The sequence below is a fragment of the Micromonospora sp. NPDC048835 genome (assembly GCF_040649995.1).
Classification (GTDB): domain Bacteria; phylum Actinomycetota; class Actinomycetes; order Mycobacteriales; family Micromonosporaceae; genus Micromonospora.
The window spans coordinates 118371-141765 of sequence record NZ_JBEZGM010000005.1 but is presented as its reverse complement, the minus strand read 5'-3'; the positions used below and the strand labels follow the sequence as shown (position 1 = coordinate 141765).

Genomic DNA, 23395 nt, shown 5'->3' with positions numbered 1-23395 from the left:
GTCAGCGCACCGGGCCGGCAAAAGCGACGGAACCCCGCCTGTACGATGGCGCGTCGTGGCTGTGCCGGTGGTAGACCCTTCGCTGAAATCCCTGACCGACGCCGACCCGGCCGAGGCCGAGTCGACACGGCGGCCTCGACGCCGCCCGGCCCGAGCCGACCTGTTGGCCCTCGGAGCCTATGTGCTGCTGGGCGTCTTCGTCTGCCTCAACTACTGGGGTGACGTCAACGGCCGGGTCTCCTCGCACCTGCCCACCGACCACAGTTGGTTCGAGTGGCTGTTCGCGCACGGCGCGTTCTCGGTGCGGCACCTGGAGAACCCGCTCTTCACCGCCCGGCAGAACGCCCCGGACGGGGTGAACATGATGGCCAACACCTCGCTGCTCGGGGTGACCCTGCCGCTGGCACCGCTGACCATGCTGCTCGGCCCCCAGGTGATGTACGCGCTCTACCTGGGCGCGGCGCTGGCGGCCACCGCCGGCACCGGGTACTGGATGCTCTCTCGCCACCTGGTGCGCTCCCGGGCGGCGGCGTTCGTCGGCGGGGCGTTCCTCGGCTTCGCGCCGGGGATCATCCACCACGCCAACGGCCAACCGAACTTCGTGTCCAACTTCCTGCTCCCGCTGATCGTGGTGCGGGTGCTGAGCCTCGGTGAGCCGGGCCGGTGGCGACGCAACGGGCTGGTGCTCGGTGCGCTGGTGGCGTACCAGATCTTCATCAACGAGGAGATGTTGCTGCTCACCGCGCTGGCCTGCCTGGTCATCGTGGTGGCGTACGCCGTCCAACGGCCACGTGCCACCCGGGCCGCCGCCGGCCCGTTCCTGGCCGGGCTGGGCGTCGCCGGCGGGCTGGCCCTGGTGCTCACGGCGTACCCGATCTGGTTCCAGTTCAACGGCCCGCAGTCGTACCGGGGCCTACAGGGTGGCGTGTTCCACAACTGGGGCGAGGACCTGGTCGCCTTCGTCACCTTCGCCCGCGACACCTGGGCCGGTGACCCGGCGGTGGAGAAGACGATCGGCCTGACCGAACAGAACACCTGGTTCGGTTGGCCGCTGGTGCTGCTCTCGGTGGTGGCGCTGGTGCTGCTGTTCCGCCGCTCGCTCGCCACCCGGATCGTCGCCGTGCTCATCGTGGTGTTCAGCGTGGCCGCGATCGGGCCGTGGGTGCGCTTCGACGGGGTGGAGACCGGCATCCGCGGCCCGTGGTCGTACGTGTCGGACGACCTGCCGCTCGTCGAGATGATGATGCCGACCCGGTTGACGCTCGTGGTCGCCGCCGCGGTGGGCGTACTGCTCGCGTTGACCTGGGACGCCGCGTACCGCCAGGGGCGCCCGCCTGCCGACCGGCCGCGGGTGCCGGCCCAGCGCACGACCGAGGCGAACCCGGCGGCATCCGACGAGGCCGCCGAGCCGGCCGCGCCGGTCGCGGCGCGCCGTCGGTGGCTGCGCCCGGTGGGGTACGCGGCGGTCGCCCTCGCCGTGCTGCCGCTCTTCCCCCGGCCGCTGCCCGCCCAGCAGATCGACCCGCCGCCGCACTTCATCACCGCGGGCGGCTGGCGGCCCTACGTGCCGGCGGGTCGAACCCTGGTGCCGGTGCCGATCCCGAGCAACGTGCACGGCCTGCCCACGCTGCGGTGGAGCGCGTTGACCGGGCAGGAGTTCCCCGTTCCGGGCGGCTACTTCATCGGCCCGAACGAGCTGGGTGAGGGCGTCTTCGGCGCACCGAACCGGCCGACGAGCACCCTGATCTACTCCACCATGGACAGCGGCACGCTCCCGGCGCTCACCGACGAGAACCGCCGCCAGGCCGTCGAGGACCTGCGGTTCTGGCGGGCGTCGGTGGTCGTGCTCGGGGCGCACCCCCGCGAGGCGGTGCTCCGGGATCTGGTCACCGCGCTGCTCGGTCCGGCGCAGCGGGTCGACGACGTCTGGGTCTGGGACGTGCGCGCCCTGGTGGGCTAGTCGGAGGCGACGCCACCGGCCCGCTCAGCCGACCCGGTCCCGGACGTCCCACAGCCAACCACCGTCGACCGGGAGGCCCGGGCCGAGCAGGTCGTCGACGGTTCGGCGGACCGGGTCGCCGTGCTCCAGGTGGCCGAGTACGACCACCGCGGCACGCCAGTGCCGCAGGTCCTCGACGGCCTGGCGCCGGTCGGCGTCGGTGAGCACCGGCACCGCGCCGGTCTCGGCCACCTGCCGGAGCAGCACCGACGTGGGCCGGTCCGGCGCCCCCCACCGGGCCGCCGGGTCGTCCGGGCCGCTGGGGCCGATGAAGTAACCGCCGGGCGCGTCGAACGCCAGGCCGGTCCGGGCGGACCAGAGCATCGCCGGGCTGCGTCCGGCACCGGTGACCGGGGGCACCGCGACGACCGTCCGGCCGGGCGGCACCAGCGGACGCCAGCCGCCGGCGGCGACGAACGCCGGCACCGGCGCGACCGGCACCACCCGGATCGGCGTCGGCGTCAGCGGCAGCAGTGCGGCGGCGACCGCGCCGGCCCACAGCAGCCGCACCGGCAGGCCCGACGCCGCCGTCGGCGCACCCGCCGCGCGGACCCGATCCAGGGACAGCGCCACCAGCACCCCGAGCACCGGTACGCAGACCAGCGCGAACCGGGCCGGCACCGCGAGGTCGAGCAGCGGCAGCCCGCCGAACAGCCGGTACGGCCCCGGAATGCCTGTCGCCGCGCCGTCCAGCCGCAGCTCGACGCCGAGCGAGAGCACCGCGAAGACAACGCCACAGGCGGCCAGAGCCCGGACCAGCGGTCGTCGCCACTGCCAGATCACGATCACCACGGCGAGCACCAGCAGACCCGGGCCGAAGAACGAGTTCTCCTCGGTCGGGTTGGGAGCGAGAAACCCCGGCAGCCAGTCGTCACCGAGCACGGTCTGCCGGGCCGACGCGGTGAACGAGGCGACATCCAGTGCGAAGGCCTGCGTGGCGAACGCCATCCCGGAGTAGTGCTGCGGGCCGTGGAACTGGAACCACAGCGGGTACGCGAGCAGCACCGCCGCCACCCCGGCCGCCACCGCGAGCCGACCGAAGAGGGCCGGCGCGAGACGCCGCGCGGCCACCCGGTCGGCGAGCGCGTAGGCAAGCGCGAAGACCCCGGTCGCGAGCGCCAGGAAGACCAGCACCTCCTCACCGATGAAGACCTGCCAGACGAGCAGCAGTCCGAGGCAGACGCCGGGCCGCCACACGTCGGGCCGGGCCGCGTCCGAGGCGGGCCGGAACACCAGGGCGAGGATGGCGGGCACCAGGAACTGGGCGGCGATGTGCAGATGGGCGCCGGCCTGAGCGATCATGCCCGGGGCGAAGCCGCAGATCAGCCCACCCACCGCGGCAGCGGCCCGGGTGGTGAGCAGACGGCGGCGCAGCAGCACGTACCAGGCGGCGGCGGTCCCCGCGAGACAGCAGACGACCGCCACGCAGAACGCCACCTGCGAGCCGAAGAGCAGGGTGACCGGCGTCAGCGGGACACCCAGGCCCAGCACCGAGGTGTTCGCCATCAGGTTGAACCCGTCGGGCGCGTTCAACCCGGCGCTGAAGAGCGGGTTCTCCCCCTCGACCACCGCGTGGGCCGCGTGGGCCAACATCCACTCGAAGAGGATCTGGTCACCCGCCTGGTGGAACAGCGACCACGGACGACCCCACTGGCCGGCTGTCACCACCACGGCGAGGCCCAGGTAGCCGGCGACCACGAGAGCGTCCCGCAGCCAGGCCGGACGGGACGCGCCGACCGTCTCCGCTGCCGAGGTGTCCGGGGACGTCGTCCCGGTGGTCATCAGACCGAACGGTCGCTGAGCGTCCGGACGTCCCAGAGCCAGACGTCCAACTCCTGGCGGCCGGGGCCGACCAACTCCTCGACCGTCCGTCGCAGAGGCTCGGCGTTCTGCTGCCGCACCGGCAGCACCAGGATCGCCGCCCGCCAGTGCCGCAGCTCGTCGGTGAAGCGCCGCCGCTGCCGATCGTCGAGCTTCGGCGTACGGCCGGTGGTGGCCACCTCCTCCAGCAGTTGACCCACCCCGCTGGGGCGACCGCCGAACCGGCCCGCGTCGCCGGTGTTGCCGTTGCGAGGCGCGAGGAAGTAACCGCCGGGAATCTTGAAGTCGAGGTTTGTGGCCGCCGCCCAGCGCATGCCGTGCGTGTTGCCCATGCTCGGCACCGGGATCGGCACCAGCGTCTGGTCCGGCCCCACGTAGGCCCGCCAACGGTCCGCCGTGATGAAGTCCGGCACTGGCGGTCGGGTGACCATCCGCAGCGGCATCGGCGCGATCGGCAGCAGCGCGAAGGCCAGGCCCGCGGCGGTGAGCACCCGCACGGTACGCCGGTCGGCGGCACGCAGCGCCCAGGCCCGCTCGACGGCGAGCGCCAGCAGCAGACCGACCACCACACTGGTGATCAGCCCGAACCGGGTCGGCACCACCGCGTCCAGCAGCGGCAGGTGGACCAACCACTGCCACGGCCCGGTGATCAGCTCCCGGTCCCACCAGGAGACCCGCTCGCCGAGGGAGAGCACGGCGAAGAACACGCCGGTCACCGCGAGCGCCCGAACGATCAACTCCCGGCGTAGCCAGACCACGATGCCGATGGCCAGCAGCGACAGGCTCCAGCCGAAGAAGGCGTTCTCCTCCGAGTAGTTCGGCGCCAGGTTGATGTTGGCGCGTTGGTTGCCGCCGAGGGTGGGCGACCCCTGAGCGAAGAAGGCGGCGATGTCGTTGCCGTAGTCCTGCACCGCGTCGCTGAGGCCGTGGTAGGCCATCGGCCCGGCGAACTGCACGTAGAGCGGGTACGCCAGCAGCGCCCCGGCCAGCAGCGCGCAGGTCACCACGCCGGCACCCAGCGGCCGCCAGGCCGCCCGCCACCGGGCCGGCTCCTGGGCGAGCACCGCAAGGAGGAAGACCCCGCAGGCAAGCGCCGTGAAGAGCAGGATCTCCTCGTTGATGAACGCCTGCGCGGTCACCAGCAGGGCCAGCAGGGCCCCGTCCCGCACCGGCTTCCTGGAGCCGGTGAGCACCATCACCCGCCACACGATGAACGGCAGCAGGAACTGGCTGATGATGTTCGGGTGCCAACTGGCGTGCGAGAGCATCGCGGGCGAGAACCCGCAGAACCAGCCGCCGACCGCCGCCGCGAGCGGGGTCCGCACCAGGTGCCGGGAGAGCATCAGGTACCAGGCCATGGCAGTACCGGCGAGGCCCAGCGTGACCAACACCACAAAGGAGACCGCCGGCCCGAAGAGCAGCGTCACCGGGACCATCGGGATGCCCAGCGCCAGCACGGCCGTGTTGGCCATCAGGTTGACGCCGTCCGGGTAGTTGAACTGCTCGGTGTAGAACGGGTACTCGCCGTGCAGCACCACGCGTACCGAGTGGGCCAGGAAGAACTGCACCTGCGCCGGGTCACCGGTGTAGAGCGAGGCCACCCGGCCCGACGGGTCCAGCCAGATCCGGCTGGTCACCCAGATCGCGGCGAGCAGGAACAGCCCGCCCACCGCCAGGTGCTGCCGACGCCGGGTCCACCGCCGCCACCCCGCACGGGTCGGAGCTGCGGGCTCGGCCGGCGCTGTCGGGTCGTCCGATTCCGCCGTGGGCCCGCCCGGCGTGGCCGGGACGGCCGGTTCCCTGGTGGGCGCGGCGGGCTCGGCTGGTTCGGTGGGGCGTTCATCCGGCGTGGTCGGGGCCGCTGGTTCGGTGGTGGGCTCGGCCGGTTCCCTGGCGGGGGCGGCCGGCTCCGTGGTGGGCTCGCCCGGCGTGGTCGGGGCGGCCGGTGCCGTGGTGGGCTCGGCCGGTGTGGTGGGGGCGGTCAGCGCGGGCGGACCGGCGAAGAGACCGACCGGTGTGCGGTAGTTCACCAACTCGGCGGAGTCGGCTGCCGCCTCCGGGTGCGGCGCGGACAGGGCGCGGGACTCGGCAGGCGTCACAGTCGGCGGAGTCTACCGGAGCAACCAAATCACCCTAAAGCCCCGGTGGTGTCCATTGTGGCGGTTCGGGGGACGGCCAGCTGAGGCTCCGCACCGGACATCTCGTACTATGGCGCTTTCCGACAGCGACGGCGAGGCGATCGGGGGCGGACCAGGTGACTCCAGGCCGTCGGTACGGCAGGGCGCTTCCCGTCCTGCTGAGCGCGCTGCTGGCCGGCACGGCCTGCGGTCCGGTGGCGGAACGCAAGCCGCAGGACCTCCGGGTCGGGTACGACAGCCTGGACGGCACTCTGGCGGTCTGGCCACCGCGCGGCGACCTCTCCGGTGACGCCACGGTGACGGCGGCGGTCACCACGGCGGTCCGGGGCTGGCGCTCGCCGGCCGACGACCGCGCGCACCTGCCCTCGTCCGGCATCCTCTTCTCCGGCCGGGTCGACGGCGCCCCGGTGGCGCTCGTCGCCGCCGACGTGCCCGGCGAAAGCGCGTCCTGGCTGCTGCAACTGACCCGCGCGGGAGACCGGTACGCGGTCACCCGCGCCACCGAGTACACCGACCCGGGTTACCTCGTCTACTCCGACGTGCTGCCGGTGCAGACGGCCGGCGGCCGGCGCTATCTGGTCTCGGCCCGGGTGCAGACCCTGCTCGGGCCCCAGGACCGGACGTTGGCCATCGCGGACGGCCTCAGCGCGCCTGTCGACGTGCCCTCCTGCACGGCCGTCGGTGTCACCGCGACCCTGCGCAGCACCGAGTCGCTGCCCCGTGGGCGGGCCGCCGACCGGCTGCTCGACCTGGGCACCGGCACCGTCGATCCGCGCTACCCGCTGGTCCGCGACGAGTCCGGCACGGGTCGAAGGGCGCTCACCGGCCTGGACACCTGCGTGCTGGGCGGCGATCGGGGCCCGTTCGGCAGCATCCCGCGCCGCATCGGAGACCGGGACGCCCCCCGCTCGGTGCCGACGTCCTGGCCGATGGCGAAGCTCACCGTACGCTCGCTCGGCGACGTCGCCCTCGGCGGCGGCGAGGCGGCCGAGTTGCAGCAACTCAGCTGGGACACCGACGCCGGCGCGATGACTGCGGTGATCTACCGCCCGGCCGACGGCAGCGCCCCCGTCGTCTCACCCGCCGACCGGGCCACCCCGTTGCAGGCGTACCAACTGCCGGTGCCCAACCAACCGCTCGTGGTGCTGAGCTGGCGACCCACCCGGGACAGCTCCCTGTCCGTCCCGCCCGGCACCCCCCTGCTGGTCGAACGCCCCGGCCTGGTGGTCGTGCCCACCCCGGCCCGCTCCCAGACCTACAGCCTCGCCAATACCGACAAGACCCACTACCGCTCCATCTCCCCCCGCTAGCCCCACCCTCCCAGCCCCGCCCCCGCGCCCTGGCCCCGCACCCCGCGCCCTGGCCCCGCCCGCGCGATCTTGCACTTTCTGCGCCGACAAATCGGGGCTCAAGGGGCGTTTCGTCGACCGAAAGTGCAAGATCGGCGAGCGGAGCGACGCAATGAGGTCTCCCGCACCACCACACCACCGCACGGCACCCCTCACCCGATCGATCATGGACTTGTGGTGCCCCCCAAAAGTCGCGAATCATCAGCATCCGCCCACCATTAGTCCTTGATCGACCGGAGACAGCGGGGCGGGGACGGCGGCGGGGCGGGGTGGCCGGGCACGGGTGACCGGGCGCGGCGTACCGGGCATGGTGGGGGTGCGGCGGGGTGGGGGACGTGGGGTCGGGATCAAGCGAGACGGCGGGCACCCCTCGAAAGGGCGCCCGCCGTCTCGTCTTGCCTGCGGTCAGTTCTGTGCGGCTGCGTCGCTCGGGGTGAGGCGGTCCGGGGTGGCGTCCAGGCCGGAGATCCAACCGGTGACGTTTCGGGCCACGTCCTGGGCGGTCAGGCCCAGGTCGGCGAGGATCTGCGCGCGGGTGCCGTGCGGGTGCCAGTCGGCCGGTACGCCCAGGTCCTTGAGCGGCACCCGGACGTCGGCGTCGCGCATCGCCTGGGCGAGCGCGTCGCCCACCCCACCGACCCGGACGCCGTCCTCGACGCTGACCACGAGCCGGTGCCGGGCGGCCAGGTCGACAAGCTCCGCCGGGACCGGACGCACCCAGCGGGGGTCGACGACGGTGACCCCGTAGCCGTGCTCGGCGACCCGGGCGGCCACCTCCATGCCCAACTGGCCGAAGGAGCCGACGGCGACGAGCAGCACGTCGGTACGGGCGGACTCGGCAAGCACGTCGACCGGGCCGACCCGGCGCAGCGCCGGCAGGTCCGCGGCGACCGCGCCGGTGGGGAACCGCACCACTGTGGGGCCGTTGTCGACTGCCAACGCCTCGCGCAGTTCCTCGCGCAGGGTGGCGGCGTCGCGGGGGGCGGCGATCCGCAGCCCGGGCACCACCCCGAAGACCGACATGTCCCAGATGCCGTAGTGGCTGGGCCCGTCCGGGCCGGTGATGCCCGCCCGGTCCAGTACGAAGGTCACCGGCAGCTTGTGCATCGCCACGTCCAGCAGGACCTGGTCGAAGGCGCGGTTGAGGAAGGTGGCGTAGACCGCGACCACCGGGTGCAGGCCGCCGAGCGCCAGCCCGGCCGCCGAGGTGGCTGCGTGCTGCTCGGCGATGCCCACGTCGTACACCCGCTCGGGGTACTTGCGGGCCAGCTTCGCGATGCCTGTCGGCTCGGCCATCGCGGCGGTGATGCCCACCACGTCCGGGCGTTCGTCGGCGACGGCCAGCAGCTCGTCGGCGAAGACGTGCGTCCACTTCACCGACGGGGCGGCCAGCAGCGCGCCGGTCTCCACGTCGAAGGCGCTGCCGGGGCCGTGCAGGCAGTCCGCCTCGTCCTCCTCGGCGGGGCGGTAGCCGTAGCCCTTGCGGGTGACGGCGTGCACGATGACCGGGCCGCCGAAGTTCTTGGCCGCGCGCAGCGCCGCCTCGACCGCCGTCACGTCGTGCCCGTCCACCGGGCCCACGTACTTGATGCCGAGGTCCTCGAACATGGCCTGCGGGGCGACCGCGTCCTTGATGCCCTTCTTGACCGCGTGCAGCACCTCGTACATCGGCTTGCCGACGAGCGGGGTGGAGCCGAGGGCGTCCTTGACGGTGTCGAGGACCTTCTCGTAGCCCGGGTTGAGGCGCAGCGAGGAGAGGTGGTCGGCCAGGCCGCCGATGGTCGGCGAGTAGGAGCGACCGTTGTCGTTGACCACGATCACCAGGGAGTTGCCGGCGGTGGCGATGTTGTTCAGCGCCTCCCAGCACATGCCGCCGGTCAGCGCGCCGTCCCCGACGACGGCGACCACGCTGCGCGCCTCGCCCCGCAGCGCGTACGCCTTGGCGAGACCGTCGGCGTAGGACAGCGCGGTGGAGGCGTGCGAGTTCTCGATGAGGTCGTGCTCGCTCTCCGCCTGGCTGGGGTAGCCGGAGAGGCCACCGCGCTGACGGAGTTTGTCGAAGCCGGCCTGACGGCCGGTAATGATCTTGTGTACGTATGCCTGGTGACCGGTGTCGAACAGGAGCCGGTCCCGGGGCGAGTCGAAGACGCGATGCATGGCGAGCGTCAGCTCCACCACACCGAGGTTGGGCCCGACGTGCCCGCCGGTACGGGAGACCTTGGCGATCAGGAAGTCCCGGATCTCGGCGGCGAGGACGTCCAGTTCCTCGCCGGACATCCGCTTGACGTCCTGCGGACCGCGAACCGTCCCCAGCAGCCGGCCGTGGTTGGCCGTGTCCTCTTCAACGCTCATGACCGGAGAGTCTATCGGCCCTCCGGTACTCCGCAGCCCGGCCCGCTGCCCGCTACCGCTCGTCCGGCGGCGGGACGAGCAGCCCGACCTGCTCGACGTGCTGCGTCATCGGAAAGAGGTCGAAGCCCCGCAGCGCCGCCAGCCGCCACCCGTGGTCGGCGAAGGTGCGTACGTCCCGGGCGAAGGCCGCCGGGTCGCAGGCCACGTACGCGACCGCCCGTGGACCGGCGGCGACCAGCGCGCGGACCACCGGGGCGCCGGCCCCGGAGCGCGGCGGGTCGAGCACCACCACGTCGACCGGGCCGGTGATCCGTCGGCGGGCCAGCGCGGTCTCCACCCGGGCCGACACCACCTCCACGTTGGGCAGGTCGGCGAGGTTCTCCCGGGCGGCGGCGACACCCTGCGCCGCCGCTTCGACAACTGTCACCCGCCCGGTCGCGCCGACCCGTGTGGCCAGCCCGGCGGCGAACAGCCCGGCACCGCCGTAGAGGTCCCAGGCGGTCTCGCCGGGCTGCGGGTCCAGCAACTCCAACACCGCCGTGGAGAGGGTGTCCGCCGCGGCCGGGTGCACCTGCCAGAAGGCGGACGCGGGCAGCGTCCAGTCCCGTCCGGCGGCGACCTCGCGGACGTCGGTCGGGCCACTGACCGGGGTGGGCACCCCGTCGCGGACCTCCGTGACGGTGACGTCCCCGCCGGTGCTGGCCACGGTCTCCACCGCCTCGGCGTCCGGCCAGCGCGCCCCGGTGGGGGTGAGCACCGGCAGGTGCTGGATGGCCGGGTGGGCGATCCGGCAGCGGTCGATCGGCACCACCTCGTGCGAGCGGTGCTTGAGCAGGCCGGCCCGGTCCGCGCCGTCGACCGCGTACCGGACCCGGGAGCGCCAGCCGAGCAGCCCGCCGGGCAGCGCCTCGACCCGGACGCCGAGCCGGTCCAGCTCGACGTCGGTCAGCCCGCCGAGGCGGACCAACTGCTCGCGTACCACTGCGGCCTTCCAGGCCAACTGCGCCGCCGGGGCGACATGCTGAAGGTCGCAGCCCCCGCAGGCACCGGGCCTGGCGTACGGGCAGGGCGGCTCGACCCGGTCCGGTGAGGGCTCCAGGACGGTCACCGCGTCGGCCCGGACGAACCCCCGGTGCACCTCGGTGACCTCGGCGACGACCCGTTCACCAGGCAACGCGTGCCGGACGAAGACCACCTGCCCGTCGACCCGGGCGACACAGTGCCCGCCGGGGGCGACCGCGTCGACGGTCAGCTCGACCCGGTCCGCCTCGGCCAGGCCCCGTTCCGGGGTGGACCCGGCGGACGATGCCGACGACGTCCGAGGTGTCGCGGTCCGCTGACCGCCCGACTCAGTCACGGGTGTTTCCCCTCGTTGCGGTGCCCTCCGGCTCCCCCTCGCCGGGCGGCGCGGAGACCGTCGGCGGGGCGGCGACAAGCGGTGACCCGGTGCTCCGGGGCCCCCGCGCCGGGGTCCGGGACAGGGTGGCGTCCAGCCGGTCCAGGTTCTTGCTCGCCGTCGACGCGAGCTGCCACGGCACGCTTACCACCATCACCCCCGGCTCGAAGAGCAGCCGGCCCTTGAGCCGCAGGGCGCTCTGGTTGTGCAGCAGGTTCTCCCACCAGCGGCCGACCACGTACTCCGGGATGAAGACGGTGACCACGTCCCGGGGCGACTTGCGGCGGGTGGAGGCGACGAAGTCCAGGATCGGCCGGGTGATCTCCCGGTACGGCGAGTCGATCACGGTGAGCGGGATGGCCATCTCCCGTCGTTCCCAGTCGGCCTGCAACTCCCGGGTGTCCTTCTCGTCCACGTTGACGGTCACGGCGGTCAGCGTGTCCGGTCGGGTGGCGCGGGCGTAGGCGATGGCCCGCAGCGTCGGCTGGTGCAGCTTGCTGACCAGCACGATCGCGTGGTTGCGGGCAGGCAGCACGGCCCGGCCCTCGTCCGGCGGGGTCAACTCGACGGCGATCCGGTCGTAGTGCCGGCGGATCGCCAGCATCAACACGTAGATCACCGCCATCGCCGCGATCGCGATCCAGGCGCCGAGCAGGAACTTGGTGATCAGGACGATCACCAGCACCGCGCCGGTCAGGCCCGCGCCGAAGGTGTTGATCGCCCGGGAGCGGTACATCCGGCGGCGCGCCTCCGGGTCCCGTTCGGTACGCAGGTGCCGGTTCCAGTGTCGGATCATGCCGACCTGGGAGACGGTGAACGAGACGAAGACCCCGACGATGTAGAGCTGGATCAGCTTCGTCACCTCGGCCTGGAAGCCCACGATCAGCACGATCGCGAAGAGGGCGAGGAAGGTGATCCCGTTGGAGAAGGCCAGCCGGTCGCCCCGGGTGTGGAACTGGCGGGGCAGGTAGCGGTCCTGGGCCAGGATCGAGCCGAGCACCGGGAAGCCGTTGAACGCGGTGTTCGCGGCCAGGAACAGGATCAGGGCGGTCACCCCGGCCAGCACGTAGAGCAGGATCGACCCGGAACCGAAGACCGTCTCGCCGAGCTGGGTGGTGACGGTCTTCTGCACGTACCCGTCGGGGCCGGAGACGATCTGGAGGTTCGGATCCTCGACGAACTGCAGGTGGGTGAGCCGGGCCAGCCAGATGATCCCGACCAGCATGCTCACCGAGATGGTGCCGAGCAGCAGCAGGGTGGTGGCGGCGTTGCGGCTCTTCGGCGCCTTGAACGCCGGCACCCCGTTGGAGATCGCCTCCACGCCGGTGAGCGCGGCGGCGCCCGAGCTGAACGTTCGCAGCAGCAGGAAGACAAGCGCGAAACCGGTCACGCTGTGCTCGGCCTGGATCACCAGGTCGGCGCTCGGTGCGCGAAGCTCGTCGCCCAGCACGAAGACCCGGAACAACCCGGTGAGCAGCATGCCGAGCATCACGATCACGAAGCCGTAGGTGGGGATGGCGAACGCCGTGCCCGACTCGCGCAGCCCGCGCAGGTTGACCGCGGTGAGCAGGACCACCGCGCTCACCGCGATGAGGACCTTGTGGGTGGCCACGAACGGCACCACCGAGCCGAGGTTGGCGACCCCGGAGGAGACCGACACCGCCACCGTCAGCACGTAGTCGACGAGCAGGGCGCTTGCCACGCCGACGCCGAACTTCGGCCCCAGGTTGACCGTGGCGACCTCGTAGTCGCCGCCGCCGGAGGGGTAGGCGTACACGTTCTGCCGGTAGCTCGCCACCACGGTGAGCATGACCACGACCACCGCGAGGGCGATCCAGGGCGAGAACAGGAACGCCGAGGCCCCCGCGATGGAGAGGGTCAGCAGGATCTCGTCGGGCGCGTACGCGACGCTCGACAGCGCGTCGGACGCGAACACGGGCAGCGCGATGCGCTTCGGCAGGAGGGTGTGCTGCAGCCGGTCGGACCGGAACGGTCGACCGAGGAGAAGTCGCTTCACCAGCGAGGTGGGACTGGCCACGAACGCCAAGAGTACGACCACCCCGGCGTGGGCGCGGGGGTGGGCGATCACCGCTGGTCGAGACGGCGGGGTACGGTCGGTCGCCGCCCGCGACCGGGACGTGGCAGGCTCGCACTCGAAGGCCACCGGCAGCGGAGGTGGTACGCACCTTGGGAGGGACAGCGTGCACGTCGTGATCATGGGGTGTGGCCGGGTCGGATCGACCCTCGCCCACAGCCTGGAGTCCCGAGGGCACTCGGTGGCGGTGATCGACCAGGACGCCGACGCCTTCCGCCGGCTCGGCCCCGACTTCGCCGGAATCACGGTGACCGGGGCGGGTTTCGACGGCGAGGTGCTCCGGCAGGCCGGCATTGAGCGCGCGGACGCCTTCGCGGCCGTGTCGAGCGGCGACAACTCCAACATCATCTCGGCCCGGCTGGCCCGTGAGACGTTCGGCGTGTCCCGGGTCGCCGCCCGCATCTACGACCAGCGCCGGGCGCAGGTCTACGAACGGCTGGGCATCCCCACCGTGGCCACCGTGCGGTGGACGGCGGACCGGATGCTGCGACACCTGGTGCCGGAGGGCAACGTGGAGATCTTCCGCGACCCGACGAGCACGGTGTCGATCGTCGAGGTTCCCGTTCACAAGGACTGGGTCGGCCGACCGGTGCGGACGCTCGAGGAGGCGACCGGGGCGCGGGTGGCCTACCTGATCCGCTTCGGCATCGGCACGCTGCCCACCGGCTCCACCGTCCTGCAGGAGGGTGACCAGGTGTTCATGCTGGTCAGCGACGACATCGTGGCGACGGTCACGTCGGTGGCGGCGGCGCCGCCGGAAGGAGGGCTCTGAGCCATGCGGGTCGCCATCGCGGGCGCGGGCAACGTGGGCCGCTCGATCGCCCAGGAGTTGATCGACAACGGTCACCAGGTGATGCTGATCGAGCGCCAACCCAAGATGCTGCGGCCGGACCGGGTGCCGGCCGCCGAGTGGGTGCTTGCCGACGCGTGTGAGCTGACCAGCCTGGAGGAGGCCGACGTCGCCGGGTGCGACGTGGTGGTCGCGGCGACCGGCGACGACAAGACCAACCTGGTGCTGTCGCTGTTGGCCAAGACCGAGTTCGCGGTGCCCCGGGTGGTGGCCCGGGTCAACCGGGCCGAGAACGAGTGGCTGTTCACCGAGCAGTGGGGCGTCGACGTGGCGGTGAGCAAGCCACGCGTGATGGCCGCGCTGGTCGAGGAGGCGGTCACCGTCGGCGACCTGGTCCGGCTGATGACCTTCCGACAGGGCGAGGCGAACCTCGTCGAGATCACCCTCCCGCCGACCGCCCCCTACGTCGGTCAGCCACTGCACGCCGTGCCGCTGCCCCGCGACTCCGCGCTGGTCGCGATCCTGCGGGGCAAGCGGGTTCTGGTGCCCAGCCCGGACGACCCGATCGAGGCCGGCGACGAGCTGATCTTCGTCTGCACCGCCGAGGTGGAGGACCAGGTCCGCGCGGTGGTCCTCGGACCGGACAGCGTCGAACGGACCCGCGGCTCACGCTGACCGCCGGCCGGGGTGGCTCGGCGTCGCTCAGGCGCTGGGCAGCGGGGCCGGCGGCGAGTCACGGGTGACCCGGCGCACCGTCCAGACCGTGATCAGCAGCAGCAGCGCGTAGGGCGGGTAGCCCAACGCCAGCCGGGCCACGCCCAGCGCGGTGTCCTGGTGGGCCAGGTAAAGCCCCGCCTGCACGCCCACCTTGGCCAGCCAGACCACACCCCAGAGCACGGTCAGCTGGGTGAAGGTACGCACCAGCTTCGGGTCGCTGCGCCACTCCGAGCGGCCCTTGGCGACCAGCACCGACCAGATCCAGCCGACGAGGGGCTGCCGGATCGCCGCCGAGATCAGCAGGGCGATGCCGTACCCGATGCCGTAGAGGATGCCGGGAAGGTAGAAGTCACGCTCGTCGCCGGTGCGCCAGGCGATGGCCGCGCCGATGCCGACGCCGAACAGGCCGTTGACGGCGTGCCGGATCGGCCGCCGCTGGGCCAGCCGCACCCCGGCGATCAGCACCGCGACGGAGACCGAGGCGATCACCGCCGGCCGCAGATCGCCGATGATGTTGGCGAGGACGAAGACCACCACCGGGATGCTGGACTCGACCAGCCCACGCCAGCCACCGAGCTGGTCGGCCATCTGCTCGGCGATCGTCGGCAGCGGCTCCTCACCCTGCGGGTCGATCTCCGGCTGGGCCGCTCGGTCCTGTCCGGTGGTCATCGCCGGCCTTCCGTCCGCAGTGCCGTCACTTGGGCGAGTCCAGCTCGTAGTAGGGGTTGTAGATGACCTTGCGGTCGTCACGCACCGCCACCCGACCCCGGGCGGTCAGGTGCCGACCCGGCTCGATCCCGGCGATGTGCCGTCGACCCAGCCACACGAGGGTCACCACGTCACTGCCGTCGTACAGGTCGGCCTCGAGGGTCGGCAGGTTGGTGCGCGGCGTGTAGACAACCGTTCGCAGCCGACCGGCGACCGAGACCAGCTGCCCCCGGGAACACTGCTGGGCGGGGATTCCGCCGCACTCGGCGCTCTCCCGACGCAGCTCCTGCGCGTCGATCTCGGCCTCGCTGGCGGTGAACCTCTGCAGGATGCGCCGCAGCGACACCCTGCCCTCGTCGGTCGTCATGACCTCCGCGTCACCCTCTCCACGCTCGCCGGCCCCGGCGGCGCCGGAACCGTGCCGCCAGCGTACGCCGACGGGACCGGTTCCGGCGGGCCGGTGCGCGCGGGTCAGACCTGGCGCGGTGCGGCGGCGGCGTCGCCCGCCTCGGCCGCGGCCTGGTCGGCGACCTCCCGGGGCAGCCGCAGCGGCAGCGGCTCACGAACCGGCTTCGCCTCCTGCCCACGGTCGACCACCAGGCCGTCCAGGCACTCGACGAGCGGCCCGGCCTTGGCCGGGTCGGTGGCCACCGGGCCCTGGAAGACGCCCCGGACCATCCAACGCGGGCCGTCGATCCCGACGAACCGCAGGTTCGTCGGGCCGTCCGGGGTGGGCACCTGGGCGTGCAGCTCCGGGCCGTACTCGCCGGCGACCTCCTGCGCGTTCGCACCGTCGCGGAGCAGCGACTGCCGGATCTCCTCGCGCACCTCGTCCCAGATCCCCTCGGACCGGGGGGCGGCGAAGACACCCAGTTGGAGCGCGTTGTCGCCGTGCACCAGCACCACCTGCTGGATCACACCCTGCGGGTCGGCCTGCACCCGGACCTCGACGTCGGCGATCGCCGGGATGTGCAGGCTGCCCAGGTCGAGCCGCTGCACGTCGTCGTAGCTCTCGGAGATGTCGTACGGGCCGCGCTCCAGCGTCGGCGCCGCATCGCCCTGGTCCGGGACCGGGGTAGCCCGCTCGTCACGGGTCTGCCGCTCGGCGTCGGCCCGCTTTCGGGAGAAGATCACTGCGCCTGCCCTCCGCTGTTCACACTCACCCTGCCACCTCTTCCGTCTGCCCGCGGCCCGGCTCGTTCGACCGCGGCTCGACCCGGCCCTGGCCCGTCGGCGACGGCACCAGACCGGCGTGCCCACCGGTGGACCCGTGCCCACCGGTGCCGCGCCGGGACGCGGGCAGCTCGACCACCGGCTCGAACCGCGCCCGTGCGACCTGCTGGACCACGAGCTGCGCGATCCGGTCGCCGCGGGAGATCTTCGCCGGCACATCCCGATCATGATTGATCAGGTTGACCAGGATCTCACCCCGGTAGCCGGCGTCGACCGTACCGGGCGCGTTGAGCACCGTCACGCCGAGCCTGGCCGCCAGACCGGAGCGGGGATGGACCAGGCCCACGTGCCCGTCCGGCAACGCGATGGCCACGCCGGTGGGCACCAGGGCACGGCCGCCGGGCGGCAGCTCCACGTCCGCGGCCGCCACCAGGTCGGCTCCGGCGTCGCCGGGATGGGCGTACGTGGGCAGCGGCAGCTCCGGATCGAGCAGCTGTACGGGCACGGGTACGACGTCGGTCACGGGTCCCCTCTCTTCGTCCGGTTCGCGGGGTGACCCTGCCATCCTGCCGGTTCGTCGAGCCGCCGTGCGCCGTACCCTCGCAGGAGTGAGCATGTCACCCACCCCGTCCGCCGATCAGCCGCCGGTCGCCGCCCGCTCGACCTACACCGAACGGCTGGATCTGCCCTGGTGGCTGTGGCTGGCCGGGCTGGTGGCCGCCGCCCTGCTCGCCGTCGAGATCTGGATGGGCGCCTCCGGTCTGCGCACCTGGCTGCCGTTCGCCGTGCTGCTGCCGCTCACCGCGGCCGGCCTGTGGTGGCTGGGCCGAATCCGGGTCGGGGTCACCGATGCCGAGCTACGGGTGGACGACGCCCGCCTGCCGGTCCGTTTCGTGGCCGACGTGGTGCCGCTGGACGTGGCCGGCCGACGTGAGGTGCTCGGTGTCGGCGCGGACCCGCTCGCCTTCGTGGTGCAGCGGCCGTGGATCGGCGGTGCCGTGCAGGTGGTCCTCGACGACCCTGCGGATCCGACCCCGTTCTGGGTGGTGAGCACCAGGCACCCGGTCGAGCTGGCCGAGGCGGTGCTGACCGCGCGGGACGCCGTGACGGCCGCTCGCCCCACCGCGGGCGAGCCAGGCTGAGCTGACCGCCCGGGTCTGACTCGATGCCGGCCTGGCTCGAGGCCGGCCTGGCTCGAGGCCGGCCTGGCTCGAGGCCGGCCTGGCTCGAGACGCCGGGCGGCCGGTCAGGTGCCGGTCGGCGGGCCCGGGAGGGCTGTCGGTGGCGCCGGTCGGGCGATGCCCCGCCGACGCAGGTCGACCTGGAGTTGCCCGGCCATCTGCTGGGTGGCACGACGGTTCAGGAAGCTGGCCACCGCGGCGCCGGTCAGGAACGGCCCGAGCGTGGTGAGGTTACGACCGAAGCGCCGCAGCAGCATCTCCCGCAACTCCTTGCGGGCGGCGGTGCCGAGCACCGCTCCCACTCCGACCCCGGGCACCATCGGGTTGACGCCCCGTTGGGTGGCCCAGGAGTGCACCAGGGCGACCGCCCGTTGACTGCCGCCGGCCGGCAGCGTCACACCGTGGATCTCGTGCAGCTCGCCGACGAGTTTCAGCTCCACCGCCACCACGGCCACGGTCTCGGCGGCGAGCAGCACCGGCGCGGAGAGCAGGGTCGGCGCGACGGCCCACTCGACGGCGGCGACGCCTCCACCGGCCGCGCCGATCGCGGCGGTGGTCCTCGACGCGTTACGGATGAGCCGGTCGGCGAGGGCGGCGTCGTCCAGGCCGGGAAAGTGCCGACGCAGCGTGTCCAGGTCTCGAACCGGCACGTGCGGAGCGATCTCGGCGACGGTGTCGACCATCCAGCGCACGGCGGCGCGAGGCTTGAACAGGTCGGAGATGCCCCGGGCACGGGCCTGCCCGACCATCCGGGTCAGCAGTTGGCGACGCCGCGCCGGCTCGATGTCGTCCGCGGTCAACGCCGCGACGGTGGCGCCGAGGTCACCCGCGCCGCCGGTGGCGCCGAGGTCACCCGCGCCGCCGGTGGCGTCAAGGTCACCCGTGCCGCCGTCGGTGGTGCCGCCTCGATCGCTCATCGGACCTCCCGGTGCTGTGGCTACCCGTTACGAGTCAAGCAGGTACCCACCACGACCGCATGCCTACACCGGCAGCGGCGGCCCCGTTCAGGAGGCCGCCGCCGGTGTCGTGGTTGTCAGACGCACTCGCGACAGATCAGCTCGCCGTTACGCTCGACTGCCAGCTGGCTTCGGTGGTGGACCAGGAAGCAGCGGGCGCACCGGAACTCGTCCTGCTGCATCGGAAGCACCTTGACCGTGAGCTCCTCGTCGGCCAGATCGGCACCGGGCAGCTCAAAGCTCTCGGCCACCTCGGCCTCGTCGACGTCCACCGCGCCCGACTGTGAGTCGACGCGCCGTGCCTTGAGCTCTTCCAGGCTGTCCTCGCCGAGGTCGACCTCGTCGCGACGCGGGGCGTCGTAGTCGGTGGCCATCGGTTTCACTCTCCCATATCGATGTTGTCGCTTCCGGTTGTAACGCCGGACGACGCTGTTTCGGTTCCGCTGGCCGGCCACCACTTGTGTCGGGCACCCGACCCGAGGACCGAACGGGTCGAGCTCGCTGGGGCGACTCCCCTGCGAGCGCGGAACCTTACCCCCCCTTGGGCGAGGCATGTATACCGCCCTTGCGGCTGAGATGTACGCCCCCGCACGCGAAGTTGTTCCCAATGTGATTCAGGCGACACGAAGATAGGGGTAGTAGTACCCGGTTCGCGGTCGGCGCGCCGGCATGTCGGGCTGTTTCCACGCGACGGCCGGACAACCGTTAACCTCAGCGGCGTATTCGACGGCCGGCGGCCTGAGCGATCGTTTCCGGCCGTCACCACCCACCTGAGGTCCGGGGAGTGCCCTGATGAGTTTTGCGCGCGTGCGAGCACTCGTCGTCGTCGGCCTGTTGGCGGTCATCGCCCTGGTCTTCGTCGTCGTGGCCGTGGTCCGCGACAGCCAGGGCAACGCGGGCACCGCGGCGGGTTGCCCCGAGGGCTGGCCACTTGCGGACCTGACCCTGCGCGAGCGCAAGGACGTCAAGATCAACGTTTTCAACGCCACGGATCAGCCCGGTCTCGCCCAGTCCGTCGCCGACGAGTTCAGCAACCGGCAGTTCCAGGTCAAGAAGACCGGCAACGAGAAGAAGATCGACAGCGTCGCGGTGCTGCGGTTCGGCCCGAAGGGCGTCGGTTCCGCGCACCTGCTCCAGGCGTACTTCCTGAACAACGCCACCCCGGGCTACGACCCGAAGCGCGCCGACGACACCGTGGACGTGGTGCTGGGCAACGGCTTCCAGCAGCTCGCCACCACCACCGAGGTCAACCAGTCACTCGGCGACTCGGGCCCGCCGGAGGCACCCAAGGGCTCCTGCCCGTCCCCACCCGCCAAGAAGTGACGGCGTAACCGGCCGGCCGCAGCGCCGGGCCGGTCGTCAGCCGGCCGGCCCGGTCGCCAGCCGAGCACGGACCCGCTCGGCGGTGCGAGCGCCGGCCCGGTCGGCGGTGCGAGCGCCGGGGCGGTCGGCGGTGCGAGAACGCCGCCGGGACGGCTGGTCAGGGCCCGCCGGAGGCGTCCAGCGCGGCCAACCGGTCGTGCAGCGGCGTGAAGAGCGCGGGCGGGGCCGCGACCACCAGATCCGGGCCCGGCGGCCGACCGGCCAGGCCGGCGACCAGGACCCCCGCCTCGGCGGCCACCAGCCCGCCCGCCGCCAGGTCCCAGGCCGCGAGACCCTTCTCGAAGTACGCGTCGAGCCGCCCCTCGGCGACCAGGCAGAGGTCCAGCGCGGCGGCACCGAGTCGACGGATGTCCCGTACGTGCGCGATCAGCCCGGCCACCACCTGCGCCTGGTGCGCCCGACGGGCGGCGGCGTAGCCGAAGCCGGTGCCGACGAGCGCCTGACCCAGGTCGACCTCGTCGGAGCAGCGCAGCCGGACACCGTCGCGCCAGGCCCCGCCGCCGGCGGTGGCGGTCCACTGCTCGCCGGTGCTCACGTTGCGGACGACGCCGGCGACCACCACCCCGTCCACCTCGGCGGCCAGCGAGACCGCGGAGTGCGGCAACCCGTACAGGTAGTTCACCGTGCCGTCGATCGGGTCGACGATCCAGCGCACCCCACTGCGCCCCGCGCCGGAGTCCTCCTCGCCGTACTCCTCGCCGAGCACCGAGTCGTCCGGGCGCCGCGCGGCCAGCGCGTCGAGGATCTGCCGCTCGACCGCCCGGTCGGCGGCGGTGACCACGTCGGTGACGGTGCTCTTGGTGGCGGCGACCACGACCCCCTCGGCGCGCATCCGGTACGCGGTGTCCGCCGCGTCCCGAGCCACCTCCACCGCGATGCTGAGCAGTTCCGCTGGCGTCGTCGCCGAGTTGGTCATGGTTCGCCTCTTTTCGCACTCCGAGTGCATGTGGATGAGTGAACCCACCGACCCGACTTCCGAAGATGATCGTTCCTGACGCCGGGCTACGGCGCCAGACCAGGGTCTTTGGTACGCGGCACCGCTGCGGGGGCGCGTCCCGGGCCCGCCCGACCGGCCCTAGCAGCCAACGTTGACCAATACGCCCACTTAAGTCCGGTATTGTGGCTTAAGTGCCTACCATCCCGACCATGCTCGGCGTACAACCGTTGCCCAACCGCGACCTGACGGGCACGCCTCCGGCCGGACCGCCAGCCACCTCAGCAACCCACCCGCACATCCGGAAAAGCACCAGGCTGACCCGGTCCTGGCTGCTCAGACGGCAGGTCCTACCCGACCTGCGCGCCGTTCGCATCGACGAGGAGAACCCGACGCGGGCCGCGCGGCTATCATTGCCGGAAAGTCCACATCTCCGCCGCGCTGCCGGTCCTCACCGGCGGTACGCGGTGCGGAGCAGGATGATCGCCGCAGACGGCGTTACAATTCACCCCTGCCCACGCGGCACGGACCGCCGACCACCGGCCGGACCGTGACACGAGGGTCCCTCAACCACATCGCCCGGCACGGTAACCCTCGCTGCGCTGGACGAACCCGCCGTGCCCGCTCTTCGCCTCCGGAAGGTCATTCGTGACAGAACCCCGCCAGCCCGGCGCCGACGTTCGCTCGCTCACCGACACCCTGATCGCCCACGCGCAGAGCGCCGGTGGCCAGCTCACGTCGGCCCAGCTCGCGCGCACCGTCGAGACCGCCGAGGTGACTCCGGCCCAGGCCAAGAAGATCCTGCGGGCGCTCTCCGAGGCGGGAGTGACCGTGGTGGTCGACGGCTCGGCGAGCACCCGGCGCCGCGTCGCCGCGGCCCGCTCGACCACGCCGGCATCCCGGGCCACCACCGCCAAGACCACCAAGAAGGCCGCCGCGCCGGCCCCGAAGCAGGCCCCCTCCGCCGACGACGCCCCGTCGACGCCGTCTCCGCGCAAGGTGGCCGCCCGCAAGGCGACCGGCTCCGCCGCCGAGGCCACCGCCGGAGCGCCGGCGAAGGCGACCCGGTCGACCCGGGCCACCAAGGCGACGGTGGCCGCGGCGGCCGGCGCCAAGCCGACCAAGGCCGCCGGCAAGGCCAAGGGCGAGGGCGCCGAGGGTGAGATCGACCCGGAGGAGCTGGCCGCCGCCATCGAGGACGTGGTGGTCGAGGAGCCGGCCGAGCTGGCCCAGGCCGCCGAGACCGACGCCGCCGCCTCGGCCACCGACAACGACTTCGAGTGGGACGACGAGGAGTCCGAGGCCCTCAAGCAGGCGCGACGCGACGCCGAGCTGACCGCCTCCGCCGACTCCGTCCGCGCGTACCTGAAGCAGATCGGCAAGGTTCCACTGCTCAACGCCGAGCAGGAGGTGGAGCTGGCCAAGCGGATCGAGGCCGGGCTCTACGCCGCCGAGCGGCTGCGGGCTGCCGACGAGGGCGAGGAGAAGCTCGTCCGGGACATGGTCCGCGACCTGGGCTGGATCTCCCGGGACGGCGAGCGGGCCAAGAACCACCTCCTGGAGGCGAACCTCCGACTGGTGGTGTCGCTGGCCAAGCGCTACACCGGCCGTGGCATGGCGTTCCTCGACCTGATCCAGGAGGGCAACCTCGGCCTGATCCGGGCGGTGGAGAAGTTCGACTACACCAAGGGCTACAAGTTCTCCACGTACGCCACCTGGTGGATCCGACAGGCCATCACCCGCGCCATGGCCGACCAGGCCCGCACCATCCGCATCCCGGTGCACATGGTCGAGGTCATCAACAAGCTCGGCCGCATACAGCGTGAGCTGCTCCAGGATCTGGGCCGCGAGCCCACTCCGGAGGAGCTGGCCAAGGAGATGGACATCACACCCGAGAAGGTGCTGGAGATCCAGCAGTACGCTCGGGAGCCCATCTCGCTGGACCAGACCATCGGCGACGAGGGTGACAGCCAACTCGGTGACTTCATCGAGGACTCCGAGGCCGTGGTCGCGGTCGACGCGGTCTCGTTCTCGCTCCTGCAGGACCAGCTCCAGCAGGTCCTGCAGACGCTCTCCGAGCGTGAGGCGGGCGTGGTACGACTGCGCTTCGGCCTGACCGACGGCCAACCTCGGACGCTCGACGAGATCGGCCAGGTCTACGGGGTGACCCGGGAACGGATCCGGCAGATCGAGTCCAAGACGATGTCCAAGCTGCGTCACCCGTCCCGGTCGCAGGTCCTCCGGGATTACCTGGACTGAGCCGGTTTCGTCAACCGAACGTGTCCTTTTGATCACCTGGCGTGCAACACCAGATGGTGATCGTCCGGATGCACGAATGTGATCGTTGACGTGGCACCCTGGGTGCACGGCACACTGTCCCTTCCAGGTGTGACCTCGGTCCCC

At 72.4% G+C, this 23395-nt stretch carries 19 protein-coding genes; 7 read left to right on the top strand and 12 right to left on the bottom strand.

Annotated features, from left to right (window positions below; all coding sequences use genetic code 11):
- The first annotated feature begins 55 nt into the window (after positions 1-55).
- Entirely contained in the window at positions 56-1960 is a 1905-nt protein-coding gene (locus AB0C15_RS08590; protein ID WP_357350109.1) for a hypothetical protein, read from the top strand.
- A gap of 24 nt (positions 1961-1984) precedes the next feature.
- On the opposite strand, the gene AB0C15_RS08585 is transcribed toward AB0C15_RS08590, so the two are convergent.
- Together AB0C15_RS08585 and AB0C15_RS08580 are read right to left on the bottom strand one after the other, a co-directional pair.
- Complete coding sequence (locus AB0C15_RS08585; RefSeq protein ID WP_357350106.1) at positions 1985-3781, bottom strand: hypothetical protein; 1797 nt, start codon at positions 3779-3781, stop codon at positions 1985-1987.
- Complete coding sequence (locus AB0C15_RS08580) at positions 3781-5496, bottom strand: hypothetical protein (protein ID WP_357350351.1); 1716 nt, start codon at positions 5494-5496, stop codon at positions 3781-3783. Before AB0C15_RS08580 ends, AB0C15_RS08585 begins: the two co-directional genes overlap by 1 nt.
- Before the next feature lie 617 nt (positions 5497-6113).
- On the opposite strand from AB0C15_RS08580, the gene AB0C15_RS08575 reads away from it, so the two are divergent.
- Positions 6114-7268: a hypothetical protein gene (locus tag AB0C15_RS08575; protein WP_357350349.1), complete on the top strand. Its 1155-nt coding sequence runs from the start codon at positions 6114-6116 to the stop codon at positions 7266-7268.
- A gap of 444 nt (positions 7269-7712) precedes the next feature.
- Here the strand turns inward: AB0C15_RS08575 and dxs are convergent, their stop codons facing one another.
- The 3 genes from dxs to AB0C15_RS08560 form a co-directional block, all read right to left on the bottom strand.
- On the bottom strand, positions 7713-9659 hold the full coding sequence (gene dxs, locus AB0C15_RS08570; RefSeq protein ID WP_357350104.1) for a 1-deoxy-D-xylulose-5-phosphate synthase: 1947 nt from the start codon (positions 9657-9659) through the stop codon (positions 7713-7715).
- Positions 9660-9711: 52 nt separating this feature from the next.
- Entirely contained in the window at positions 9712-10935 is a 1224-nt protein-coding gene (locus tag AB0C15_RS08565) for a TRAM domain-containing protein (RefSeq protein WP_357350347.1), read from the bottom strand.
- A gap of 73 nt (positions 10936-11008) precedes the next feature.
- Complete coding sequence (locus tag AB0C15_RS08560) at positions 11009-13093, bottom strand: APC family permease (protein WP_357350102.1); 2085 nt, start codon at positions 13091-13093, stop codon at positions 11009-11011.
- 163 nt (positions 13094-13256) lie between these two features.
- Between AB0C15_RS08560 and AB0C15_RS08555 the strand changes: the two genes are divergently transcribed.
- Positions 13257-13922 (top strand): TrkA family potassium uptake protein, encoded by a 666-nt coding sequence (locus AB0C15_RS08555; protein ID WP_357350100.1) that lies wholly within the window; start codon positions 13257-13259, stop codon positions 13920-13922.
- Between the two features lie 3 nt (positions 13923-13925).
- A complete protein-coding gene (locus tag AB0C15_RS08550; RefSeq protein ID WP_357350098.1) occupies positions 13926-14615 on the top strand; it encodes a TrkA family potassium uptake protein in 690 nt (229 codons plus the stop codon).
- Between the two features lie 27 nt (positions 14616-14642).
- On the opposite strand, the gene AB0C15_RS08545 is transcribed toward AB0C15_RS08550, so the two are convergent.
- The 4 genes from AB0C15_RS08545 to dut form a co-directional block, all read right to left on the bottom strand.
- A complete protein-coding gene (locus AB0C15_RS08545; RefSeq protein WP_357350096.1) occupies positions 14643-15326 on the bottom strand; it encodes a DUF3159 domain-containing protein in 684 nt (227 codons plus the stop codon).
- A gap of 25 nt (positions 15327-15351) precedes the next feature.
- Positions 15352-15732 (bottom strand): OB-fold nucleic acid binding domain-containing protein, encoded by a 381-nt coding sequence (locus AB0C15_RS08540; protein ID WP_124816055.1) that lies wholly within the window; start codon positions 15730-15732, stop codon positions 15352-15354.
- A gap of 104 nt (positions 15733-15836) precedes the next feature.
- Complete coding sequence (locus AB0C15_RS08535; RefSeq protein ID WP_357350093.1) at positions 15837-16499, bottom strand: DUF3710 domain-containing protein; 663 nt, start codon at positions 16497-16499, stop codon at positions 15837-15839.
- A 25-nt stretch (positions 16500-16524) separates the two neighbouring features.
- Positions 16525-17061 (bottom strand): dUTP diphosphatase, encoded by a 537-nt coding sequence (gene dut, locus AB0C15_RS08530; protein ID WP_357350091.1) that lies wholly within the window; start codon positions 17059-17061, stop codon positions 16525-16527.
- 91 nt (positions 17062-17152) lie between these two features.
- On the opposite strand from dut, the gene AB0C15_RS08525 reads away from it, so the two are divergent.
- The gene (locus AB0C15_RS08525; protein ID WP_357350346.1) at positions 17153-17680 is read left to right on the top strand and encodes a DUF3093 domain-containing protein; all 528 of its coding nucleotides are present in this window, start codon (positions 17153-17155) and stop codon (positions 17678-17680) included.
- A gap of 104 nt (positions 17681-17784) precedes the next feature.
- Here the strand turns inward: AB0C15_RS08525 and AB0C15_RS08520 are convergent, their stop codons facing one another.
- Both AB0C15_RS08520 and AB0C15_RS08515 read right to left on the bottom strand, forming a co-directional pair.
- The gene (locus AB0C15_RS08520; protein ID WP_357350089.1) at positions 17785-18636 is read right to left on the bottom strand and encodes a hypothetical protein; all 852 of its coding nucleotides are present in this window, start codon (positions 18634-18636) and stop codon (positions 17785-17787) included.
- A gap of 116 nt (positions 18637-18752) precedes the next feature.
- Positions 18753-19049 carry a DUF4193 domain-containing protein gene (locus AB0C15_RS08515; RefSeq protein WP_007075406.1) on the bottom strand — a complete coding sequence of 99 codons (297 nt, stop codon included), beginning with the start codon at positions 19047-19049 and terminating at the stop codon, positions 18753-18755.
- A gap of 433 nt (positions 19050-19482) precedes the next feature.
- Here AB0C15_RS08515 and AB0C15_RS08510 point away from each other — a divergent pair, with 433 nt between their 5' ends.
- Positions 19483-19998 carry a LytR C-terminal domain-containing protein gene (locus AB0C15_RS08510; RefSeq protein WP_357350345.1) on the top strand — a complete coding sequence of 172 codons (516 nt, stop codon included), beginning with the start codon at positions 19483-19485 and terminating at the stop codon, positions 19996-19998.
- Positions 19999-20155: 157 nt separating this feature from the next.
- Here AB0C15_RS08510 and AB0C15_RS08505 read toward each other — a convergent pair whose 3' ends face one another.
- Positions 20156-20974 carry an inositol monophosphatase family protein gene (locus tag AB0C15_RS08505; RefSeq protein WP_357350087.1) on the bottom strand — a complete coding sequence of 273 codons (819 nt, stop codon included), beginning with the start codon at positions 20972-20974 and terminating at the stop codon, positions 20156-20158.
- A 666-nt stretch (positions 20975-21640) separates the two neighbouring features.
- Between AB0C15_RS08505 and AB0C15_RS08500 the strand changes: the two genes are divergently transcribed.
- The gene (locus AB0C15_RS08500) at positions 21641-23251 is read left to right on the top strand and encodes an RNA polymerase sigma factor (RefSeq protein WP_357350085.1); all 1611 of its coding nucleotides are present in this window, start codon (positions 21641-21643) and stop codon (positions 23249-23251) included.
- Positions 23252-23395: the final 144 nt, after the last annotated feature.

Excerpts from the sequence above, each read along its gene's own strand:
- dxs (WP_357350104.1), bottom strand. The coding sequence starts at position 9,659 with ATGAGCGTTGAAGAGGACACGGCCAACCACGGCCGGCTGCTGGGGACG.
- AB0C15_RS08520 (WP_357350089.1), bottom strand. The coding sequence starts at position 18,636 with ATGAGCGATCGAGGCGGCACCACCGACGGCGGCACGGGTGACCTTGAC.
- AB0C15_RS08515 (WP_007075406.1), bottom strand. The coding sequence starts at position 19,049 with ATGGCCACCGACTACGACGCCCCGCGTCGCGACGAGGTCGACCTCGGC.
- AB0C15_RS08505 (WP_357350087.1), bottom strand. The coding sequence starts at position 20,974 with ATGACCAACTCGGCGACGACGCCAGCGGAACTGCTCAGCATCGCGGTG.
- AB0C15_RS08540 (WP_124816055.1), bottom strand. The coding sequence starts at position 15,732 with ATGACGACCGACGAGGGCAGGGTGTCGCTGCGGCGCATCCTGCAGAGG.
- AB0C15_RS08585 (WP_357350106.1), bottom strand. The coding sequence starts at position 3,781 with ATGACCACCGGGACGACGTCCCCGGACACCTCGGCAGCGGAGACGGTC.
- AB0C15_RS08545 (WP_357350096.1), bottom strand. The coding sequence starts at position 15,326 with ATGACCACCGGACAGGACCGAGCGGCCCAGCCGGAGATCGACCCGCAG.
- AB0C15_RS08525 (WP_357350346.1), top strand. The coding sequence starts at position 17,153 with ATGTCACCCACCCCGTCCGCCGATCAGCCGCCGGTCGCCGCCCGCTCG.
- AB0C15_RS08550 (WP_357350098.1), top strand. The coding sequence starts at position 13,926 with ATGCGGGTCGCCATCGCGGGCGCGGGCAACGTGGGCCGCTCGATCGCC.